Source organism: Streptomyces sp. NPDC048255 (assembly GCF_040652415.1).
In the GTDB taxonomy this organism is placed as follows: domain Bacteria; phylum Actinomycetota; class Actinomycetes; order Streptomycetales; family Streptomycetaceae; genus Streptomyces.
The window spans coordinates 38,465-56,644 of sequence record NZ_JBEZMA010000042.1; the positions used below are offsets into that span (position 1 = coordinate 38,465).

General features: G+C 71.3%; 14 protein-coding genes and 1 pseudogene. 4 read left to right on the top strand and 11 right to left on the bottom strand.

From position 1 onward, the window contains the following. Nucleotides 1-4: 4 nt before the first annotated feature. The 4 genes from AB0D94_RS27180 to pflB form a co-directional block, all read right to left on the bottom strand. Nucleotides 5-2,323 (bottom strand): molybdopterin oxidoreductase family protein, encoded by a 2,319-nt coding sequence (locus AB0D94_RS27180; RefSeq protein ID WP_362056521.1) that lies wholly within the window; start codon nucleotides 2,321-2,323, stop codon nucleotides 5-7. After that, nucleotides 2,320-3,414, bottom strand: coding sequence for an MFS transporter (locus AB0D94_RS27185; protein WP_362056523.1), 1,095 nt, complete (start codon nucleotides 3,412-3,414; stop codon nucleotides 2,320-2,322). Before AB0D94_RS27185 ends, AB0D94_RS27180 begins: the two co-directional genes overlap by 4 nt. A 68-nt stretch (nucleotides 3,415-3,482) precedes the next feature. Next, the gene (pflA, locus tag AB0D94_RS27190; protein ID WP_362056526.1) at nucleotides 3,483-4,310 is read right to left on the bottom strand and encodes a pyruvate formate-lyase-activating protein; all 828 of its coding nucleotides are present in this window, start codon (nucleotides 4,308-4,310) and stop codon (nucleotides 3,483-3,485) included. 18 nt (nucleotides 4,311-4,328) lie between these two features. Further along, nucleotides 4,329-6,599 carry a formate C-acetyltransferase gene (gene pflB, locus AB0D94_RS27195; RefSeq protein ID WP_362056528.1) on the bottom strand — a complete coding sequence of 757 codons (2,271 nt, stop codon included), beginning with the start codon at nucleotides 6,597-6,599 and terminating at the stop codon, nucleotides 4,329-4,331. 267 nt (nucleotides 6,600-6,866) lie between these two features. Here pflB and AB0D94_RS27200 point away from each other — a divergent pair. After that, nucleotides 6,867-7,984 (top strand): annotated as a pseudogene (locus AB0D94_RS27200) (MerR family transcriptional regulator). A 31-nt stretch (nucleotides 7,985-8,015) separates the two neighbouring features. Here the strand turns inward: AB0D94_RS27200 and AB0D94_RS27205 are convergent. Beyond that, nucleotides 8,016-9,428, bottom strand: a complete 1,413-nt coding sequence (locus AB0D94_RS27205) for an MFS transporter (protein ID WP_362056530.1) — start codon at nucleotides 9,426-9,428, stop codon at nucleotides 8,016-8,018. 271 nt (nucleotides 9,429-9,699) lie between these two features. On the opposite strand from AB0D94_RS27205, the gene AB0D94_RS27210 reads away from it, so the two are divergent. Together AB0D94_RS27210 and AB0D94_RS27215 are read left to right on the top strand one after the other, a co-directional pair. Next, nucleotides 9,700-10,848: a low temperature requirement protein A gene (locus AB0D94_RS27210; protein WP_362056532.1), complete on the top strand. Its 1,149-nt coding sequence runs from the start codon at nucleotides 9,700-9,702 to the stop codon at nucleotides 10,846-10,848. Nucleotides 10,849-10,975: 127 nt separating this feature from the next. Next, a complete protein-coding gene (locus AB0D94_RS27215) occupies nucleotides 10,976-12,229 on the top strand; it encodes a cytochrome P450 (protein WP_362056534.1) in 1,254 nt (417 codons plus the stop codon). A 78-nt stretch (nucleotides 12,230-12,307) separates the two neighbouring features. On the opposite strand, the gene AB0D94_RS27220 is transcribed toward AB0D94_RS27215, so the two are convergent. Further along, nucleotides 12,308-12,802 carry a DUF5949 family protein gene (locus AB0D94_RS27220; RefSeq protein ID WP_362056536.1) on the bottom strand — a complete coding sequence of 165 codons (495 nt, stop codon included), beginning with the start codon at nucleotides 12,800-12,802 and terminating at the stop codon, nucleotides 12,308-12,310. Nucleotides 12,803-12,858: 56 nt separating this feature from the next. Then, nucleotides 12,859-13,485 carry a hypothetical protein gene (locus tag AB0D94_RS27225; protein WP_362056538.1) on the bottom strand — a complete coding sequence of 209 codons (627 nt, stop codon included), beginning with the start codon at nucleotides 13,483-13,485 and terminating at the stop codon, nucleotides 12,859-12,861. Nucleotides 13,486-13,660: 175 nt separating this feature from the next. Between AB0D94_RS27225 and AB0D94_RS27230 the strand changes: the two genes are divergently transcribed. After that, the gene (locus tag AB0D94_RS27230; protein ID WP_362056540.1) at nucleotides 13,661-14,086 is read left to right on the top strand and encodes a DUF6299 family protein; all 426 of its coding nucleotides are present in this window, start codon (nucleotides 13,661-13,663) and stop codon (nucleotides 14,084-14,086) included. Between the two features lie 139 nt (nucleotides 14,087-14,225). Here the strand turns inward: AB0D94_RS27230 and AB0D94_RS27235 are convergent, their stop codons facing one another. The 4 genes from AB0D94_RS27235 to AB0D94_RS27250 all read right to left on the bottom strand — a co-directional run bounded on the left by AB0D94_RS27235 (nucleotide 14,226) and on the right by AB0D94_RS27250 (nucleotide 18,151). After that, nucleotides 14,226-14,393 (bottom strand): hypothetical protein, encoded by a 168-nt coding sequence (locus AB0D94_RS27235; RefSeq protein ID WP_362056542.1) that lies wholly within the window; start codon nucleotides 14,391-14,393, stop codon nucleotides 14,226-14,228. A 71-nt stretch (nucleotides 14,394-14,464) separates the two neighbouring features. Beyond that, nucleotides 14,465-16,504, bottom strand: coding sequence for a SpoIIE family protein phosphatase (locus AB0D94_RS27240; RefSeq protein WP_362056565.1), 2,040 nt, complete (start codon nucleotides 16,502-16,504; stop codon nucleotides 14,465-14,467). Between the two features lie 60 nt (nucleotides 16,505-16,564). Further along, nucleotides 16,565-16,870 (bottom strand): hypothetical protein, encoded by a 306-nt coding sequence (locus AB0D94_RS27245; protein WP_362056543.1) that lies wholly within the window; start codon nucleotides 16,868-16,870, stop codon nucleotides 16,565-16,567. 24 nt (nucleotides 16,871-16,894) lie between these two features. Beyond that, nucleotides 16,895-18,151, bottom strand: a complete 1,257-nt coding sequence (locus AB0D94_RS27250; protein WP_362056545.1) for an NAD(P)-binding domain-containing protein — start codon at nucleotides 18,149-18,151, stop codon at nucleotides 16,895-16,897. Between the last annotated feature and the right edge of the window lie 29 nt (nucleotides 18,152-18,180).

Here is an 18,180-nt window from a genome sequence, read left to right on the forward strand (position 1 = left end):
GGGCTCAGCTCCTCTCCGCCGTTCCACGGCCCTGCGAGGACGTGGGGGGCAGGGGGTCGGTCCGGGACACCTGGGTCTCCGGGTAGGCCTCGCGGCCGGGGGCGGTCGGCGGCGCCGGGACCTCGTCGATCCGGGTGGCGGCCTCGATCCGCGCCGCGCAGACCTTGTACTCGGGGATCTTCGAACGGGGGTCGAGGGCGTCGATGGTCAGGGCGTTCGCGGCCGTGGGGACGGGCCAGTGGTACGGGATGAAGACGGTGTCGGGGCGGATGGCCTCGGTGACCAGCGCCGGGAAGACCTCGCTGCCGCGGCGGGTGACCACCCGGACCGGGTCGCCGTTCTTGAAGCCGTGCGAGGGGTGTACCTCCACCCAGGGCCGCGGGGTCTGTTCGACGAGGGCGCCCAGGCGGCGGGTCTGGTTGCCGGAGAGGAAGTGCGCGACGGTCCGGCCGGTGGTGAGGGAGAGGGGGAACTCCTCGGTGTACGGGTCCATCGGCGGGTGCCACTCGACGACCTGGAGGTGGACCTTCCCGTCGGGGTGGAAGGTCTTGCCGCCCTCGAACAGCCGGGGTGTGCCCGGGTGGTCGGTGGAGGGGCAGGGCCACATGATGCCGCCCGTCTCCTCCAGGCGCTCGTAGGTGATGCCGTAGTAGTCGTTCACGGTTCCGGCGGAGGCGACGCGCAGTTCCTCGAACACCTCGCGGGAGCCGGGGAAGTCGAACTTGTCGCCGGCTCCGAGGCGGCGGGCGAGTTCGCACATCACCCAGGTGTCGGTGCGCACTCCGGCGGGCGGCTCCTGCGCCTTGTTGTGCTTGACGACGCGGGCCTCGGTGTTGGCCATGACGCCCTCGTCCTCGGCCCAGACAGTGACCGGGAAGACCACGTGCGCGTTGGCGGCGGTCTCGGAGAGGAAGAAGTCGAACTGGGCATGGAATTCGAGGGTGTCGTACCCCTCCTTGACCACGCCGTAGTTGGGCAGGGACACGAAGGGGTTGTTGCAGATGCCGATCAGCCCGCGGATCTCCTGGCGCTGCATCTGCCAGACCATCTCCATCATGGAGGTTCCGGCGGGCGGCAGTTCGGACTCCTCGATGCCCCAGATGCGGCAGATCTGGCGGCGGTGCTCCTCGTTCATGATGGAGCGGCCGCCGGGCAGCAGGTCGGACTTCTGGCCGTGCTCGCGGCCGCCCTGGCCGTTGCCCTGGCCGGTGATGGTGCCGTAGCCGGCTCCGGGCTTGCCGAGGTTCCCCGTGGCCACGCACAGGTTGATGATCGTGAGGCAGTTCTCGACGCCCTGGGAGTGGTGCTCGACCCCGCGGGCGTGGAAGGCCATGGCCTTGCCCGCCCGGCCGAACGTGCGGGCCACCTGGACGATCTGCTCCTCCGGGACGCCGCAGATCTCCGCCGCGCGCGCGGGCGGATAGGCCTGGACGGTCTGCCGGACCTCCTCCCAGCCGGTGGTGTGCGCGGCGAGGTAGGGCTCGTCGGTCAGGCCCTCGGCGACGATCACGTGCAGGACGGCGTTGAAGAAGGCCGAGTCGGTGCCGGGTTTGATGGCGACGTGGATGTCGGCGGTGCGGGCGACGGCGGTCTCGCGCGGGTCGACCACGATCAGTGAGGCGCCGCGGTCGCGGGCGCCCCACAGGTACTGGGTCATGACCGGGAAGCACTCCCCCACGTTCGACCCGGCGATGAGCAGGCAGTCGGTGAGGAGGATGTCGGAGAAGGGGTTGGCGGCGCGGTCGATGCCGAAGGACAGCTTGTTGGCGCCGGCGGCGCTGACCATGCAGAGCCGGCCGTTGTAGTCCACGTGCCGGGTCTTCAGCGCGACCCGGCCGAACTTGCCGACCAGGTAGGTCTTCTCCGAGTACAGGCTGGCGCCGCCGAGCAGCCCGAAGGCGTCGTTGCCGTGGGCGCCCTGGATGCGGCGGATCTCGGCGACGGTGAAGTCGAGGGCCTCGTCCCAGGAGGTCTCGCGGAACTCCTCGTCGCGGGAGCGGCGCATCAGCGGGGCCGTCAGCCGGTCGGGGTGGTTGACCTGCTGGTAGGCGTTGATGCCCTTGGGGCACAGCCGCATCCGGTTGATGTCGTGGTTGCGGGGCTCCACGCCGAAGACCTTGCCGCCCTTGTCCACGCGCAGGTACATCCCGCACTGGACGCCGCAGAAGCAGCAGTGGGTGGGGACGAGCGTCTCGCCGTTCTGGTCGGCGTGCCACTGGTCGGCCGGGATGCCGCCGGCGTCGCGGAAGTTGCGCGTGCCGGGCGGGGCGATGGACGGGTCGAGGGGCAGCGGGGCCGTCTTGGCGGGGTCCGTCGCGGTCACTTGAAGCCCTTCTTGACGTGGGTCAGGTAGGCGTTGCCGCGCAGCACTCGCTTGCAGCGCGGGCAGTACTCGGCCCAGGCGTCGAAGTCGAGCTTCAGGTCCTTCATCGTGCCGCGCAGGTTCTCCACGTACGGGGCGGTGTCGACGGGTTCGCCGCAGCGCTTGCAGGCGAAGACCTGCTCGTCCTGGCGGCTGGTGTACTTGAACAGCTGCATGCCGACGGCGGCCGGCCGCTGGACGATGTGGAAGAACTTCCCGAAGGGGATGTAGATGAGGGTGAACACCACCGACACCATGTGCAGGATGGCCAGGAACTCGTAGCCGCCGCCGTGCAGGAAGATCGACGAGAAGGTCAGGAGCAGCCCGGTCACCGAGATCACGATCAGGCAGATCAGCGGCAGCAGGTCGTAGGCGAACCGCTGGCCGGTGATGGCGCCGCGGTCCTTCATCCGGCGCCACAGGAAGTACGAGGCGCCGGGGATGACCAGGACCGCGGCGACGTCCAAGCCGTGGAACATCAGCCAGCCCAGGATGTTCAGCGAGTCGAAGCCGAGCACTTTGATGCCCCAGATCCGCATCTCGTAGCCGGGGCCGGAGCCGCTGCCCGAGGTGAAGGTGAACCAGCCCCAGGTCAGCGGGAAGGTGATGAGCGCGGCCAGGATGCAGCCCCAGAAGATGAGCTGGTGGGCGGCCCAGCGGGCGCGGGAGCGGGCTCCGAGGAACTTCTGGAAGCCGAGGTAGGTGGCGATCATCCGCGGTACGGCGGTGGGCGCCTTGCGGAAATTGTCGGCCGAGAAGAAGCTGCCGAAGCCCTTCTTGAAGAGCCGGCGGGCGCCGGGCGCGGAGACCCAGACCGTGTACCGGTAGGCCACGCCGAAGGCCAGGAAGACGGTGGCGACGGCGTACGGCAGCAGCGCCGAGTCGAAGTCGCGCAGCATCCGGCTGCCCAGCACGATCGCGGCGATGAGCAGGAGCGAGACGACGGTGCCGGCCAGGGTGGCCCGTGCGGTGACGGACCTCCCGGCCGGCGGTGGGGTCTCGGGTGCTGCGGGTGGCGGGGCTTCGGCGAGGACTTCTGTGGGCTCGGACACAGCACCACGCTAGGGGGTCTGTATAGATTAGGCCCGTTATGCCCTATTCGCGATTAGGCCGAACGGGGTCAGACCGCCGTGAGCCCCTGCGCCTCGAAGACCGCCTTGGCCCCGGCCACCTGCTCCGCGGTGGGAGAGGGGGTGTCGTGGAGGGTGAAGTTCATGTCCAGCGCCTGCCACTTGCCCTCGCCCAGCTTGTGGAAGGGCAGGACGTCCACCCGCGAGACGTTGCCGAGCCCGGCGGCGAAGGCGGCGACGCCCTCCACGTTCTCCCGGTCATCGGTCAGCCCCGGCACCAGCACGAAGCGCACGTGCACCTCCTTGCCGAGGTCCGCGAGGCGCTGGGCGAAGTCGAGGGTGGGCCGCAGCGGCCGGCCGGTGACGCGCCGGTAGGTGTCGCGGTCCCAGGACTTGATGTCGAGCAGCACCAGGTCCACGTCGCGCAGCAGCGAGTCGGTGGCCCGTACGCCGAGGAAGCCGGAGGTGTCCAGGGCGGTGTGCAGTCCCAGCTCGTGCTTCATCCGGTGCAGCAGCTCCCCCGCGAACACGGGCTGGAGCAGCGGTTCGCCGCCCGAGACGGTGGCGCCGCCGCCGGAGGCGGAGATGAACTTCCGGTACTTGGCGGCTTCGGCGATCACGTCGTCGGCCGAGGTGCGCTTGCCGCTCCGCATCCTCCAGGTGTCGGGGTTGTGGCAGTACAGGCAGGTCAGCGGGCAGCCGGACAGGAAGGTCACGAACCGGGTCCCCGGTCCGTCGACCCCTGTCGACAGGTCCCAGGAGTGCACCGAGCCCTCACTCGGCCGCCGGGTGGCGGCGGCCGCGGGGGTGGCCGCTGCGGGGGTGGCCCCTGCGGGGGTGGCGGCGCGGACGGTGTCCGGGCCGAGCAGGATGGTCATGGCAAGCGCCCCTGAGCCCTAGAGGGAACCGTGGAAGGTGCGGTTCAGCACGTCGAGCTGCTGGTCCCGCGTGAGGCGGACGAAGTTCACCGCGTAGCCGCTGACCCGGATGGTCAGCTGCGGGTAGTTCTCCGGGTGCTCCATGGCGTCCATGAGCGTGTCGCGGTTCAGCACGTTCACGTTCATGTGGAAGCCGTCGCTGGCCATGTACCCGTCGAGCACGCCCGCCAGGTTCCCGATCCGCTCCTCAGGGGTGCGCCCGAGCCCGTCGGGGGTGACGGTGCTGGTCAGCGAGATGCCGTCCTCGGCGTCCTCGTACGGGAGCTTGGCGACCGACAGCGCCGAGGTGACGTAGCCGTGGGTGTCGCGGCCGTTCATCGGGTTGGCGCCCGGGGAGAACGGCTCGCCGGCACGGCGCCCGTCCGGGGTGTTGCCGGTCTTCTTGCCGTACACGACGTTCGAGGTGATCGTCAGCACGGACTGGGTGTGCTCGGCGCCCCGGTACGTCTCGTGCTTGCGGACCTTCCGCATGAACTCCTCGACCAGCCACACCGCGATGTCGTCGACGCGGTCGTCGTTGTTGCCGTACGCCGGGTAGTCGCCCTCCACGCGATAGTCGGTGGCCAGGCCCGTCTCGTCGCGCACCGCGGTGACCTCGGCGTGCTTGATGGCGGACAGCGAGTCGGCGGCGACCGACAGGCCCGCGATGCCGCAGGCCATGGTGCGGCGCACGTCGCGGTCGTGCAGGGCCATCTCGATGCGCTCGTAGGCGTACCGGTCGTGCATGTAGTGGATGACGTTCAGGGCGTGGACGTAGGTCCGGGCGAGCCACTCCATCTGCTCGTCGAACTTGGCCATGACCTGGTCGTAGTCCAGCACCTCGGAGGTGAGGGCGCCGGTCTCGGGGCCGACCTGGGCGCCGGACTTCTCGTCCCGGCCGCCGTTGATCGCGTAGAGGAGGGTCTTGGCGAGGTTCACGCGGGCGCCGAAGAACTGCATCTGCTTGCCGACCGGCATCGCCGACACGCAGCACGCGATGGCGGTGTCGTCGCCGAAGCGCGGACGCATCAGCTCGTCGGACTCGTACTGCACCGAGGAGGTGTCGATCGAGACGCGGGCGCAGAACTCCTTGAAGCCCTGCGGCAGCGCGGGCGACCAGAAGACGGTCATGTTCGGCTCGGGGGCCGGGCCGAGGTTGTAGAGGGTCTGGAGGTAGCGGAAGGAGGTCCTGGTGACCAGCGGACGGCCGTCCTCGCCCATGCCGGCGATCGACTCGGTGACCCAGGTGGGGTCGCCGGAGAACAGCTCGTCGTAGTCGGGGGTGCGCAGGAAGCGGACGATGCGGAGCTTGATGATGAAGTCGTCGACCAGCTCCTGGGCCTGCTCCTCCGTGAGGAGTCCGGCCTCGATGTCGCGCTGGAGGTAGACGTCGACGAAGGTGGAGGTGCGGCCCAGCGACATGGCCGCGCCGTTCTGCTCCTTCACGGCGGCCAGGTACGCGAAGTACAGCCACTGGATGGCCTCGCGGCCGGTGGCGGCCGGGCCGGAGATGTCGCAGCCGTAGGAGGCCGCCATCGCCTTGAGCTCGGCGAGGGCGCGGATCTGCTCGGCGAGCTCCTCGCGCAGGCGGATCGTCTCCTCCAGCGAACGGTGGCCCGCGGGGAGGGAGTTCAGCTCCTCCTTCTCCTCCTTCTTGAAGGCGATGAGGCGGTCCACGCCGTACAGGGCCACGCGGCGGTAGTCGCCGATGATGCGGCCCCGGCCGTAGGCGTCCGGCAGACCGGTCACGATGCCGGCCTTGCGGGCGGCGCGGATCTCGGGGGTGTAGGCGTCGAAGACACCGGCGTTGTGGGTCTTGCGGTACTCGGTGAAGACCTTCTCCAGCTCCTCGGAGACCGGGTAGCCGTAGGTCTCCAGGGCGCCGGCGACCATCCGCCAGCCGCCGTACGGCATGATCGCGCGCTTGAGCGGGGCGTCCGTCTGGAGGCCGACGATGAGGTCCTTGTCGCGGTCGATCCAGCCGGGGGCGTGCGCGGTGATCGAGGACGGGATGTCGTACGCGACGTCGTGGACGCCCTTCTCGCGCTCCTCCGGGAACTTGTCCGTGATGGCCTTCCACACGGCGGTGGTGCGCTCGGTGGGGCCGGCGAGGAAGGCGTCGTCACCCTCGTACGGCGTGTAGTTCTGCTGGATGAAGTCGCGGACGTCGATGGCGTCGCGCCACAGCCCGCCCTTGAAGCCTTCCCAGGCCGCGCCGTTCCTCGTCGTTTCCGCAGGGGTGGCAGTCATCGCCCGCACCTTCTTCGAGTCGCCTCAATGCTTGGTTCCATTGCACGCCTTTTGATCGATCATTTGGCGCCGCGTTGGTCCCGACCTGGGGCCCGAAGGTCCTGCGCGCCCCGGCCTGCGGGGTCCCGCACCTGCCATGACCTGGGCTTTAGCCCGGGCCGAAGGTCCATCGTGAGCTTGTGAAAGCATTCACAAATATGAGCTGCGCCGGCTGGGTTTGACCCTCGACCTGGTACAGGGCCGAGAGTTCGGGGTGTGGAGAGCGAGATGCGCAGTATCGGGGAAATGGCCCGGGACAGCGGGCTGAGCGTGAGCGCCCTGCGGTTCTACGACGGGGCCGCCGTGCTGGTCCCGGCCTGGGTGGACCCGGTGAGCGGCTACCGCTGGTACGGCCCGGAGCAGCTCGGGGAGTCCCGGTTGCTGGCCCGGCTGCGCCGGGCGGGCATGCCGCTGGCCGACATCCGGCTGGTACTGGCCGGCTGGTCCGCCGCCGACACCGATCTGGTGCGCACACTGCTCCGGGCGCATCTGCACCGGATGGAACGGGGGCTGTCCGATGCCCGCGGTGAGTTCTCCACGATCCGAGCACTACTCGAACTCAGGGAGAATCCCATGGCTTTGCCCCGCACCACTTCCGTCCGGTCGACCGTCTCCGCACGTGAGCTGGCCGCCGCTCTGGACGCGGTCCGGTTCGCCGCCAGTACCGACCCGGAGCTGCCGGTGCTCGGCGGCGTCCTGTTCGACTTCGAGGGTGCGGCGCTCCGTGTCGTGGCCACCGACCGGTACCGGATGGCTGTCGCTCAAGCGGCTATCGACGTGCACGGCGGACACGACGGGCACGACGGGCGCGACGGCCACGACGGGTCCCGTGTGCAGGTCGTCGTGCCGTCCCCGCTCGCCGACGCGATGCGGGCCCTGCTGAGTGACGAGCCTCCGCCCGGCTCACCGTGGACGGAGACCGCGTACTCCTGGAGACGGAGGACCGCCAGACCGCCGGCCAGTGCCTCGGCCAGGACTTCCCCGACTACCGCCGCCTCGTCCGGCTGCCCGCGGGGCGCCGTGCCCCGGTCGACGTCGCGGCCTTCCGGGAGGCGGTGGCGACCGGTCCCGTCCGTGCGAGCGAGGTGGGCGGGGAGGACGGTCCGTCCTGTGACCTCAGCGTGCTCAAGGTGACGGCCGAGGACGTCGTGACCGTCTGCGAAGACGGTGACGACGACCGGGACAAGGTCGCCGTCAACCGGGACTTCCTGCTGGACGCCCTCGACGCCGCAGCCGCCGACCGCCTGGTCCTGGAGTTCGGCGCCGCCAAGGCTCCCCTGGCGATCCGCCGGACCGACACCGAGGACACGTTCTCGCTCCTGATGCCGGTCCACGTGGAGAACTAGGGGGTCTACAGGGTTTGGTGCGGTCACAGCACTAGCTGGGGGCCTCGGCTCCCGGGCGGGCGTAGAACCACCAGGCCACGACCACGCACGAGGCGTAGAAACCCACGAAGCCCCACATCGCGCTCGTCACGGCGAAGTTGGCGAACATCGCCGGGATGAAGAAGAAGCCGTAGGCGGCGATGGCGGCGGTGAAGCCGGTCACCGCGCCCGACTCGATCTCCGCCTGCTTCAGCGCGGCGGCGTACTGCGGCGTGCCCTCCGTCAGGCCCTTCAGGTGCTGGCCGCGGAAGATGACGGGGATCTGGCGGAAGGTCGAGCCGTTGCCGATGCCCGAGAAGAAGAAGGCCGACAGGAAGCAGAAGAAGAAGCCGTAGAAGGAGCCCTGGTCGGAGCCGGCCGGGAGGAAGGTGATCACGCCGATGATCGACGCGGCCATCCCCACGAAGGACAGGATCGTCACCCGCGCGCCGCCCAGCTTGTCGGCGATCCAGCCTCCCGCCCAGCGGGCCAGCGCGCCCAGCGCCGGGCCCATCCAGGCGTAGGTGGCCACGGAGTACGCCGGGAAGGTGGTCTTGATCAGCAGTGGCAGCGCCGCGGCGAAGCCGATGAACGAGCCGAAGGTGCCGACGTAGAGCCAGGTCATCAGCCAGTTGTGCTTGCGCCTGAAGATGATCTTCTGCTGGCTGAAGGGGGTGGAGGCCACCTTCAGGTCGTTCTGCCCGAACCAGGCCACGGCCGCCAGCACGATCAGGACCGGCACCCAGACGAAGGCCGCGTTCTGGAGGTAGATCTCCGAGCCGTTCGCCTTCTTCTGGCCCGCGCCGATCGCCAGGACCGAGGAGGTGATCAGGATCGGCGTCAGGAGCTGCACCACCGAGACGCCCAGGTTGCCCAGGCCGCCGTTGATGCCGGTCGCGTTGCCCTTCTCCTGCTTCGGGTAGAAGAAGCCGATGTTGGCCAGCGAGGAGGAGAAGTTCGCACCGCCGATGCCGCACAGCGCGGCGATCGCGACCATCGTGCCGTACGGGGTGTCCGGGTGCTGCACCGCGAAGCCCAGCCACAGCAGCGGCACGATCAGCACGACGGTGGAGATCGCCGTGAAACGGCGCTGGCCGATCATCGGGCCGATGAAGGTGTAGAGGATGCGCGCGGTGCCGCCGGTGATGCCGGGGACCGCCGTCAGCCAGAACAGCTGGGACTGCGAGAAGCCGAAGCCGACGTCCTTCAGGTTGGTCGCCGTGATGCTCCACACCTGCCAGACCACGAAGGCCACCAGCAGGGCCGGTACGGCGATCCACAGGTTGCGGGTCGCGACCCTCTTCCCCGTGGAGCGCCAGAAGGACGGATCCTCCGGCGTCCACTGCGTGATGGTACGGCCGGGCCGGTACTGCGCCGGGTCGGCGGCGAGCGGCGTCCTCTGCGCTTCCTGCGTGGCGGAACTCATGGCACTTCCTGGGGGTCAAAGGGGGTCTGAACTGCGAGAAGGGTTCTGACCTATCCAGACTCCGCTGACCGGCGCGCCCGCGGCAGAGGACAAGGCACCGGGGGTGACCGGGACAAAGTCCCGTCGCCCCCGGTGCCTTGGTAGGCCGGCGGAGGAGTCCTGCGGCCCCCGGCCCCACCACGAACCCACCACGAGCCCGCCCGGGGCATGCGGGCGCCGCGGGCCGCGCGTCTGGCCTGCTGAGGACGCCTCCTCTGGTCTGCTGGCCGTTATGGCCTACTCCCCCATGACCGCCCGCAGCCGCGAAGAGGACCACCGCGCGGCCACTCCGCTGGAGCTGTTCTTCGACCTCTGCTTCGTCGTCGCGATCGCGCAGTGCGGCGCCCGGCTGGTGCACGCACTGGCGGAGGGCCATCCCGGCACCGGCGTCATCGGGTACTTTTTCGTATTTTTTGGCGTGTGGTGGGCGTGGATGAACTTCACCTGGTTCGCCTCCGCCTACGACTGCGACGACGTCCCGTACCGGATCGCGACCCTCGTGCAGATCGCCGGCGTCCTCGTCTACGCGGCCGGGGTGAGCCGCGCCTTCGACGAGAACGACTGGACGGTCGCCGTCATCGGCTACCTGATCATGCGCGTGGCGCTGACCGCCCAATGGCTGCGGGCCGCGGCCGGGGAGAGCGGCCCGGCGCGCACGGCGGCCCTGAAGTACGCGGCCGGGCTGGTGATCTGCCAGGCGGGCTGGGTGGGGCTGCTGTTCGCCCCGGAGGACGCCAGGCGGTGGCTGTTCCTGGTGATGGTGGCGGCCGAGCTGCTGGTCCCGGTGGTGGCCGAGCACGGTCACCAGACGCCCTGGCACGCCCACCACATCGTGGAGCGGTACGGCCTGTTCACCATCATCGTGCTGGGCGAGACGATCGCCGCGAGCACGGTGGCGGTGAAGTCGGCGATCGACGAGCACGAGGCGCTGGGGCAGTTGCTGCCCATCGCCGCGGGCGGACTGCTGATCGTCTTCGCCGCCTGGTGGATCTACTTCGCGGTGCCGATGCACGAGCACCTGGCCTCCAACCGCGAGGCCATCCCGTGGGGCTACGGCCACCTGCTGATCTTCGCCTCGGGCGCGGCGATCGGAGCGGGCATCGAGGTCGCGGTGGAGCACGCGGTGGGCAAGGCCCACATCTCGCAGCTCGCCGCGAACGCCGCCGTCACCGTCCCGTCCGCCCTGTTCCTGCTGATGGTGTGGCTGCTGCACTCCCGCCACTTCAAGCGCGGCCCCGCCCAGCAGCTGACCCTGCCGCTCTGCGCCCTCGCGATCCTCGCCTGCACCTGGACGGGCGCGTACGCGGTCCTGTACGCGGGCCTGGTCGCGACGGCCACGGTGGCGGTCGGCGTGACCCTGGCCACGCGAGCGGACCATTGACGCCGTCCGGCGCCGCTGAAGGATCCGGCCTCGCCGGCGTTCGAGGCGCGGGGGTCCGGGGCGGAGTCCCGGCAACGGCGCAGCGCCGAACCGTCACTCCCGCGCCCCCGACACCGTTTTCCAGGCCATGACACTCCCCGCACAACGCCCCGGCGAAGCCCCCGGCAGGGAACTCGCCGAGCCCGGCTTCTGGCAGCAGCCCCCCGCCCACCGCCTGGCCGCCTTCGCCCGCCTGCGCGCCGCAGGCGGCCCCGTCCACGTGCCCGAAGGGCAAGGGCCGGGCCACTGGGCCCTCGTACGGCACGGCCAGGTCCAGGAGGCCAGCCGCCTGCCGAAGGTGTTCGCGAGCGCCCCCGGGGTGACCACCCCCGAGCCGGCCCGCTGGGTGCGGGCCCTGTTCGGGGACTCGATGGTCAATCTGGACGGCCCCGACCACGCCCAGCTCCGCAAGATCGTGCAGCGGGCCTTCACGCCCCGGCTGCTGGCGGCCGCCGAGGAGGACATCCACGCGGTCGCGGCCCGGATCGTGGACGACGTACTCGACCGGCGGCCCGACGAGTTCGTCTCCGCGGTGGCCTCCCGGCTGCCCCTGGAGGTCATCTGCAACATGATGGGCATCCCGGAGCACTACCGGGCGGAGATCGCCGACCGGGTGAACCACGCCTCCGAGAACATCGGCGTGGAGCGCGGACTGACCACCCGGCTGCGGATGCCCGGCCGCGGTCTGCGGGCCCTGGCGCGGATGCAGCGCATGGTGGCGGGCATCGGGCGGGAGCGGCGCAAGAACCCCACCGACGACCTGATCTCGGCGCTGGTGTGCGCAAATGTGGACGGCCAGGCCCTCGGGTCCCGCCAGCTCGGCGCCTTCTTCTCGCTCCTGATGGTCGCCGGGGTGGAGACCACCCGCAACGCGATCACGCACGGCCTGACCCTGCTGACCGACCACCCGGACCAACGGGACCTGCTGCTCTCGGACTTCGAGAAGTACGCGGACGGCGCGGTCGACGAGATGATCCGCCACTCGACGCCGATCATCCAGTTCCGCCGGACGGTGGCCGCCGAACACACCCTGGACGGGCACCTGTTCCGCCCGGGCGACAAGGTGGTCCTCTACTACGCCTCCGCCAACCGCGACGAGGCGGTCTTCCCGGACCCCGACGCCTTCGACATCACCCGCTCGCCCAATCCACACCTGGGGTTCGGCGGCGGCGGCCCGCACTTCTGCCTGGGCGCGCACCTGGCCCGGGTGGAGATGAAGGCCCTCTTCCGCGAGCTCCTGACCCGGCCGGTGGGCCTGCGCGCGGTGGGCCTGCCGGATCTGGCGGGTTCGAACTTCGACAACCGGGTCCGCTCGCTGCGGTTCGCCTTCGAGCGCCCCTGATCCGGGGCGTGACCGGCCACCGGGCAGGCTGGGAGCCCGGCGGCCGGAGCAGGACGGCGGCGGCCCGGCCGGCGGCTGCTACTTCTGGAGCCGGCGCACGGACAGCACGCAGTGGGCGCTGCCGGTGAGCACCGACTCGTCGCCCGCGAACGCCTGGAGGGTCTCCGCGTCGACCGGCTTGCCCGGGACCGCCTCGGGCCAGGCGCGGGTGGCGAACAGGAAGTACGCCTGTCCGCTCTCGTCCGCCGCGGCGACCCACTCGTCGGGTGCGGTGCACTGGGCGTTCATCCCGGGCAGGGTGAGGGCGATCTGATTGCCCTCCAGGAGGATCTGCACCGGGAAGGCCGCCGGGTTGCGGGTGCCGTCCATGACGACGTCGCCGATGGGCAGGCCGATCTCCTCCAGCAGCCCGCGGGCAGCCTCCTCACCGGCCGCCCGTCCCCCCGGGCCGTCACCGAGGGTGTAGGCGAGGAGGTACGGGATGTCGTGGGCCTCGGAGGGGTCGCCGATCCAGGCGAGCACCGAAAGGGTGCCGAGCTGGGACCGGTCGATTTCGGCTTGAGTAGAAGTCATACGCCGACCCTAGTGGCCTCTCGCCCGGCTCTTTCACGGCCTTTCACCCGGGCGGGCTAGACGCCCCAGAAACCCCCTCCGGAATTCGCCTGGATGTTCGCGTCCTGATACTGGAGCCGCACAATGCGCGCGTTTTCCGGGATTTCGAACACCGCCCATCCCTCGGCCCGCTCACCGACCTCCAGGGAATCGAAGACGAGCGGTTTGCCGGTCGTCAGCTCACCGGTGGGCACCACCGGGTGGCGCTGCCCCGCGCTGTCGTGCGCCCACATGCGCCCGAGGGCCCCGTACGAGGCCCCGCCCACGTTGACGAACGACATCGAGGCGGCCACCCAGCGCTTGCCCGCGGGCGGGACGAAGTTCTTCTCCACGCTGACCGCGGGGTCCACGTACGCGTTCAGCACCACCTGGAGGTGCCGGCCGACCTGTGCGCCGCGCACCCGTACGGAGTCGCCCACATGGGCTTCCTTCACGGCGGGCGGCACGGCTCCGGGCGCGGCCGCCGCCCCCGGGGCCCGGCCGGGGTCCTCGCCCGCGCCCGGCACCCCGTCGTCCACCGGGACGGCGGGCACCGCGGCGGGGGCGAGCGCGGCGCCCTCGGGGGCGTTCTGGCAGGCCGTGGCACCGAACAGGAGGAACGGAACGAGGGCGGCGGCGAGGACGGGGGCGGCGGACTGACGCATGCGTGATCCCTTCGGGGATGTATTTCGGTCAGTCTCACGCGCCCGAGCGGGCAATTGCACACACCGACACGAGCATGCGGAGCGAGTTGCCGCCCGACTGCCAGCACAATGCGTTCCGATGGAATCCCGCCACCTGCATCCACTCGGAGGAACAATGGCTATTCACGGAACCCGCATGGCCGTGGCAGCACTGTCGGCTCTGGCCGCCGCGGCGGTATTCACCGCCCCCGCCGAGGCCACCGTCTACGAGCAGGGAATTTCCGTACAGGAGTACGGTCACATTTCCGAGGACGGTACGGTCACCCTTTCCGGCACCTACCACTGCACCAACCCGTCACCCACGCGGGCGAAGCTCCAGATCTCGGCCTCCGTCACCCAGGGCGGCACGCGGCTCGCCTTCGGCGGCGGCGAGGCGGACTGCGACGGCGAGGAGCACGCATGGGAGGCCACCGGCTCGCTCAAGTACACGCCGGGCATCCACCCGGGCGCCGCGCTGGCCGGGGCCCAGCTCAACGAGATCCACTTCTCGGGCCTGATGCCGCGCTCCATCGACACGGTCGCCGAGGAGCGCCGGGAGATCCGGCTGATCGCCGTGGGCTGACCCCACCGGCCGTACGACGCCCGGCCGGTAGCCGCCGCTACCGGCACTCGGGCGTCAGGGGCACGCCGGCGTCAGCGGCACTCGGGCGACCGGGGCAGACGGGCGTCAGCGGCACAGCCGCGTCGGAGGCACAGCCGCGTCAGCGGCACTCCGGCGCCACGCCCGTCATCGACATGAAGGCCACCGCCTGGCAGCCCGGGTCCGCGTGCGGGCGGCCCGTCGTCCAGTCCACGACCGTCGGCATCCCCGCCGCCAGCAGGAGCAGGGCCAGGATGCCCGTCGCGGCGCCTCTGCTCAGCCGGCGCACAGCACGATCCGTCTCATAGCCCGCATCATCACCCCGGCCCCACAACCCCACAACTCGGGGTGACCGCCCGCTCACCTCATGTTCCGGGGGCTGCCCCCGGCGTCGAACTCGCACCACACCGCCTTGCCGTCGCCCCGGGACTCCACGCCCCAGTGCGTGGCCAGCGCGTCCACCAGCAGCAGCCCGCGCCCCGTGGTGGCCGCCTCGCCGGGAGTCCGCCGACGCGGCCACACGCTGGAGCGGTCCTTGACCCACAGCCGGATCCGCCGGACCGGCTCCGGCAGCACCTCCATGGTCAGCACCGCCCCGCCGTCGGTGTGCAGCAGGGCGTTGACCAGCAGTTCCCCGGCGGCCAGTTCGACGTCGTCGGCGAGGTCCGGCATGCCCCAGTCGCGCAGGGCCTGCCGCAGGGCGTAGCGGGCCTCGGAGAGCCCTTCCGGGTCGGCCTGGTGGATGTACTGGTGGATGCGCGGGGCGCGGTGGGTGCCCGGGTCGGGGGCCCGGCGCAGCACCAGCAGGGCCACGTCGTCGCCCGAGCCCCAGCGCTCCCACAGCCGGTCGGAGAGGTGGTCGGCCAGTGCCCCGGCCTCCTGCGGACCGCTGCGGACGGCGTGGGCGAGGGCGTCCATGCCCTGGGTGATGGTGGTGCCGGGCTCCTCCACCAGGCCGTCCGTGCACAACACGAGGGTCTCCCCGGGGACCAGGTCGAGCCGGGTCTCGGGGAACTCCTCCTGCTCGAAGACCGTGGCGAGGCCGAGCGGGAGCCCGCCGCGCACGTTGGGCCAGCCGGTGCGCCCGTCCGTGTGCCGGATCAGCGGTCCGAGGTGGCCAGCGCGGACCGCCCGTACGCCTCCGGTCTCCAGGTCCACCTGCGCGTACATGCAGGTGGCGAAGCGCTCGGTGTCCAGTTCGGCGAGGAAGCGCGAGGCCCGGGCCAGCACCGTGGACGGCGGATGGCCCTCTCCCGCGTACGCCCGAAGGGCGATCCGCAGCTGCCCCATGATGGCCGCCGCGTGCGTGTCGTGGCCCTGTACGTCGCCCACCACGATGCCGACCCGGTCGCGGGGCAGCGAGATCACGTCGTACCAGTCCCCGCCGACCTCCCGCCCGCTCCAGGCGGAGTGGTAGCGGACGGCGATCTCCCCGCCGGTGATCTCCGGGATCCGGCGCGGCAGCATGGCGGCCTGCAGACCGGTCGCGAACTCGCGCTCCTGATCGAAGAGGAGCGCCCGCTGGAGCGACTGGGCCACGATGCCCGCCAGGCCCAGGCAGAGGTTGCGCTCCTCGGGGCTGAACTCGCTGCGCCGCCGGTAGAAGAGGACCAGCCCGCCGATGGCCTTGGCCTGCGCGATCAGCGGCAGGTAGGCCGCCGCGTCGTACTGGATCCGGTTCAGGTAGTCGCTGAGCAGCGGGAACTCCTCGCCGAGGGCGGAGAGCGAGGTGACGAAGCGGGCCTTGCGGGTGAGCACGGCCTGGGACAGCGGCAGCGAACCGTCCAGCCGGGTGAAGTTGCGCTCGCTGAGGATCTCCAGCGTCTCCCCGCTCAGCGCGATCATCTTGATCGTGCCGCCCTCGACCAGCCCGAGGGCCAGCCCGTCGGCGCCGAGCCGCTCCAGTGCGCCCGCGCCGGTGAGCGTGGCCGTGACGTCGTCGACCGTCACCGCCCGCGAGAGGGCCTCCGTGGTCCGCTGCACGATCGTCGTCTGCTGGACCCGGGCCGACTCCAGCTTGCGCAGCGCCATCGCGTGGGCCAGCTCCGCCGTCGCGTCGCGGACGATGCCGACGATCCGGTACGCCCGCCCCTCCTCGTCCCGCAGGACCCGGCCCTGGGTGTGCGTCCACTGGTCGCGGCCGTCGCGCCGCTGCACCGTGAAGTACGAGCCGTACGTCTGCCCGCCGCCGTCCACGACCGTGGCCACGGCCTCCGCCAGCCGCGCCCCGTCCTCGGCGGGGATCCGCAGCCCCAGGCTCTCCGGGGTGCCGTCGAACTCCTCCGGCTCCAGGTCGAAGACGGCCATGCCGGCCTCGTCCAGCGCCAGCGACCCGGTGTCCAGCTCCCACTCGAAGCTGCCCATGCCGTTCAGCGCGAGCCGCTCCCCGGCCCCGGTCACGGGCGCGGTCCGGCCCTGCCCGGATCTGTCGTGCTCCGCCGCTGCCAAGAGTCACACCACCTAACGGCCTGGCCAGCACGGCTGGGAGATCAGCCGCTCCCACTCCTCGTCAGGATGCCCCGGAAGGGTGCGCCCGGCCTCCCGCCAGCGCTTGACGAGGGAGAGGTAGATCGTGGCGTGGTCGGTGGCCGGGCCCGCCGCGTAGGGCCCGGCGTACGGTCCCGTACGCGGGGCCGCGTACGGGGCCGCGTACGGGGATCCCTGCGTGCCCGGGGCGTACCCCGCGGTCCTGGCCGCGGGGGGCTGTTCGGCACGGCTGGCCGGAATGCGTACCCAGCCACGGCCCTGTGCTCGCTCCGCGCTCATCGAGGACCCCTCTCACCGCAGATCTCATCGCAGATACGTCTTCGCCCGGTCGGGCGCCGTCCGTCTCTCGCCAGGCAGCGGCCCCCGGGTGCCGAGGTGCCGCAGTACTCCTCTCACCAGTCTCCCCGCCGTGAAGCCCGCGCCGTGCACGAATCGCATGGAAGGGCCGAATGAGGGAGCCGTCAGCAGCCCCGCGAAGAACAGCCCGGGCCACGAGGACTCGAAGCCCCGGCTCAGCTCCGGGGTCCCGCTTCCCCCTACGGTCTGCAGCGCGGCCCGCAGCCCCGCGTCGAGCAGCTCCAGCCGGGCCAGGTCCGGGGTGAACCCGGTGGCGGCGATGACGTGCGCGGTGTCCAGGACCACGGACTCCCCGGCCCTGGTGGTCAGCCCCAGCCGGGTCCGCTCGCCCACCGCCACCGCCCGGTGCAGCCGGTGCCCGAGCAGCACGGGGACGCGCCGCTCGAACCGGTCCCGCAGCCACCAGGCACCCGCGGGTCCCAGCGCGGTGGCCGCGATCCGCTCCCGGGTCTCGGCGGGCAGCCGGCGCACCGCCCAGGGCAGCTCCGACCACGCCCAGCTGCGCCAGCCGGTGCCGAGCCCGCTGTGCGGCTCGCGCAGGGAGCGCAGCACGGGCCGGTCCAGGGGCTGCGGCTCGGTGTTCCAGTTCAGCCGGGAGCGCCGGGCCACCAGGCAGGGCCGGGCGCCCTGCTCGGCCAGCAGGGCGGCGGTCTCCAGCGCCGCCTGCCCGGCTCCGAGCACGGCGACCTCCAGCCCGGCGAACCGGGACAGGTCCCGGTGGCCGGTGCTGTGCGAGCAGTGCCCGGGCGGGAGGTCCCGCAGCGCCCGGGGCCGGTGGACGAAGGGCATCACGCCGACCGCGAGGGCGACCGTACGGGCGAGCAGCGGGGGCCCCTCGGCGGTGCGGATCCGAAAGGCCTCGCCCTGCGGGGTCACCTCCGTGACGGTCACCTCCTCCACCTCCGGCGCGGCGTGCCGGGCGAACCACATCCCGTACGCACTGAACGTGCCGATCGGCAGCGGAGTGCCGTGTTCCGCGGCCAGTCCGCGGCCGGCGCAGTACTCGGCCAGGGTGTGCCGCCCGTCCGGAGACGACAGATTGGACGACCAGGGCTCCGACTTGAGGTACATGCCCTCGGGCATGTGGTCGCGCCACGAGGCCATCGGCCGCCCCAGCACGCGTACGTCGAGCCCCGCGCCCGCGGCGTGCGCGGCGATCGACAGCCCGTACGGGCCGGCGCCGACCACCACGAGATCGTCCATCCGCGTCACTGCCGTCCTTCCAGTCTCGT

Coding starts and splice junctions, on each gene's coding strand:
- pflA (WP_362056526.1), bottom strand. CDS start 4,310: ATGACCATCCTGCTCGGCCCGGACACCGTCCGCGCCGCCACCCCCGCA.
- pflB (WP_362056528.1), bottom strand. CDS start 6,599: ATGACTGCCACCCCTGCGGAAACGACGAGGAACGGCGCGGCCTGGGAA.
- AB0D94_RS27210 (WP_362056532.1), top strand. CDS start 9,700: ATGGCCTACTCCCCCATGACCGCCCGCAGCCGCGAAGAGGACCACCGC.
- AB0D94_RS27225 (WP_362056538.1), bottom strand. CDS start 13,485: ATGCGTCAGTCCGCCGCCCCCGTCCTCGCCGCCGCCCTCGTTCCGTTC.
- AB0D94_RS27205 (WP_362056530.1), bottom strand. CDS start 9,428: ATGAGTTCCGCCACGCAGGAAGCGCAGAGGACGCCGCTCGCCGCCGAC.
- AB0D94_RS27250 (WP_362056545.1), bottom strand. CDS start 18,151: ATGGACGATCTCGTGGTGGTCGGCGCCGGCCCGTACGGGCTGTCGATC.
- AB0D94_RS27215 (WP_362056534.1), top strand. CDS start 10,976: ATGACACTCCCCGCACAACGCCCCGGCGAAGCCCCCGGCAGGGAACTC.
- AB0D94_RS27220 (WP_362056536.1), bottom strand. CDS start 12,802: ATGACTTCTACTCAAGCCGAAATCGACCGGTCCCAGCTCGGCACCCTT.
- AB0D94_RS27230 (WP_362056540.1), top strand. CDS start 13,661: ATGGCCGTGGCAGCACTGTCGGCTCTGGCCGCCGCGGCGGTATTCACC.
- AB0D94_RS27245 (WP_362056543.1), bottom strand. CDS start 16,870: ATGAGCGCGGAGCGAGCACAGGGCCGTGGCTGGGTACGCATTCCGGCC.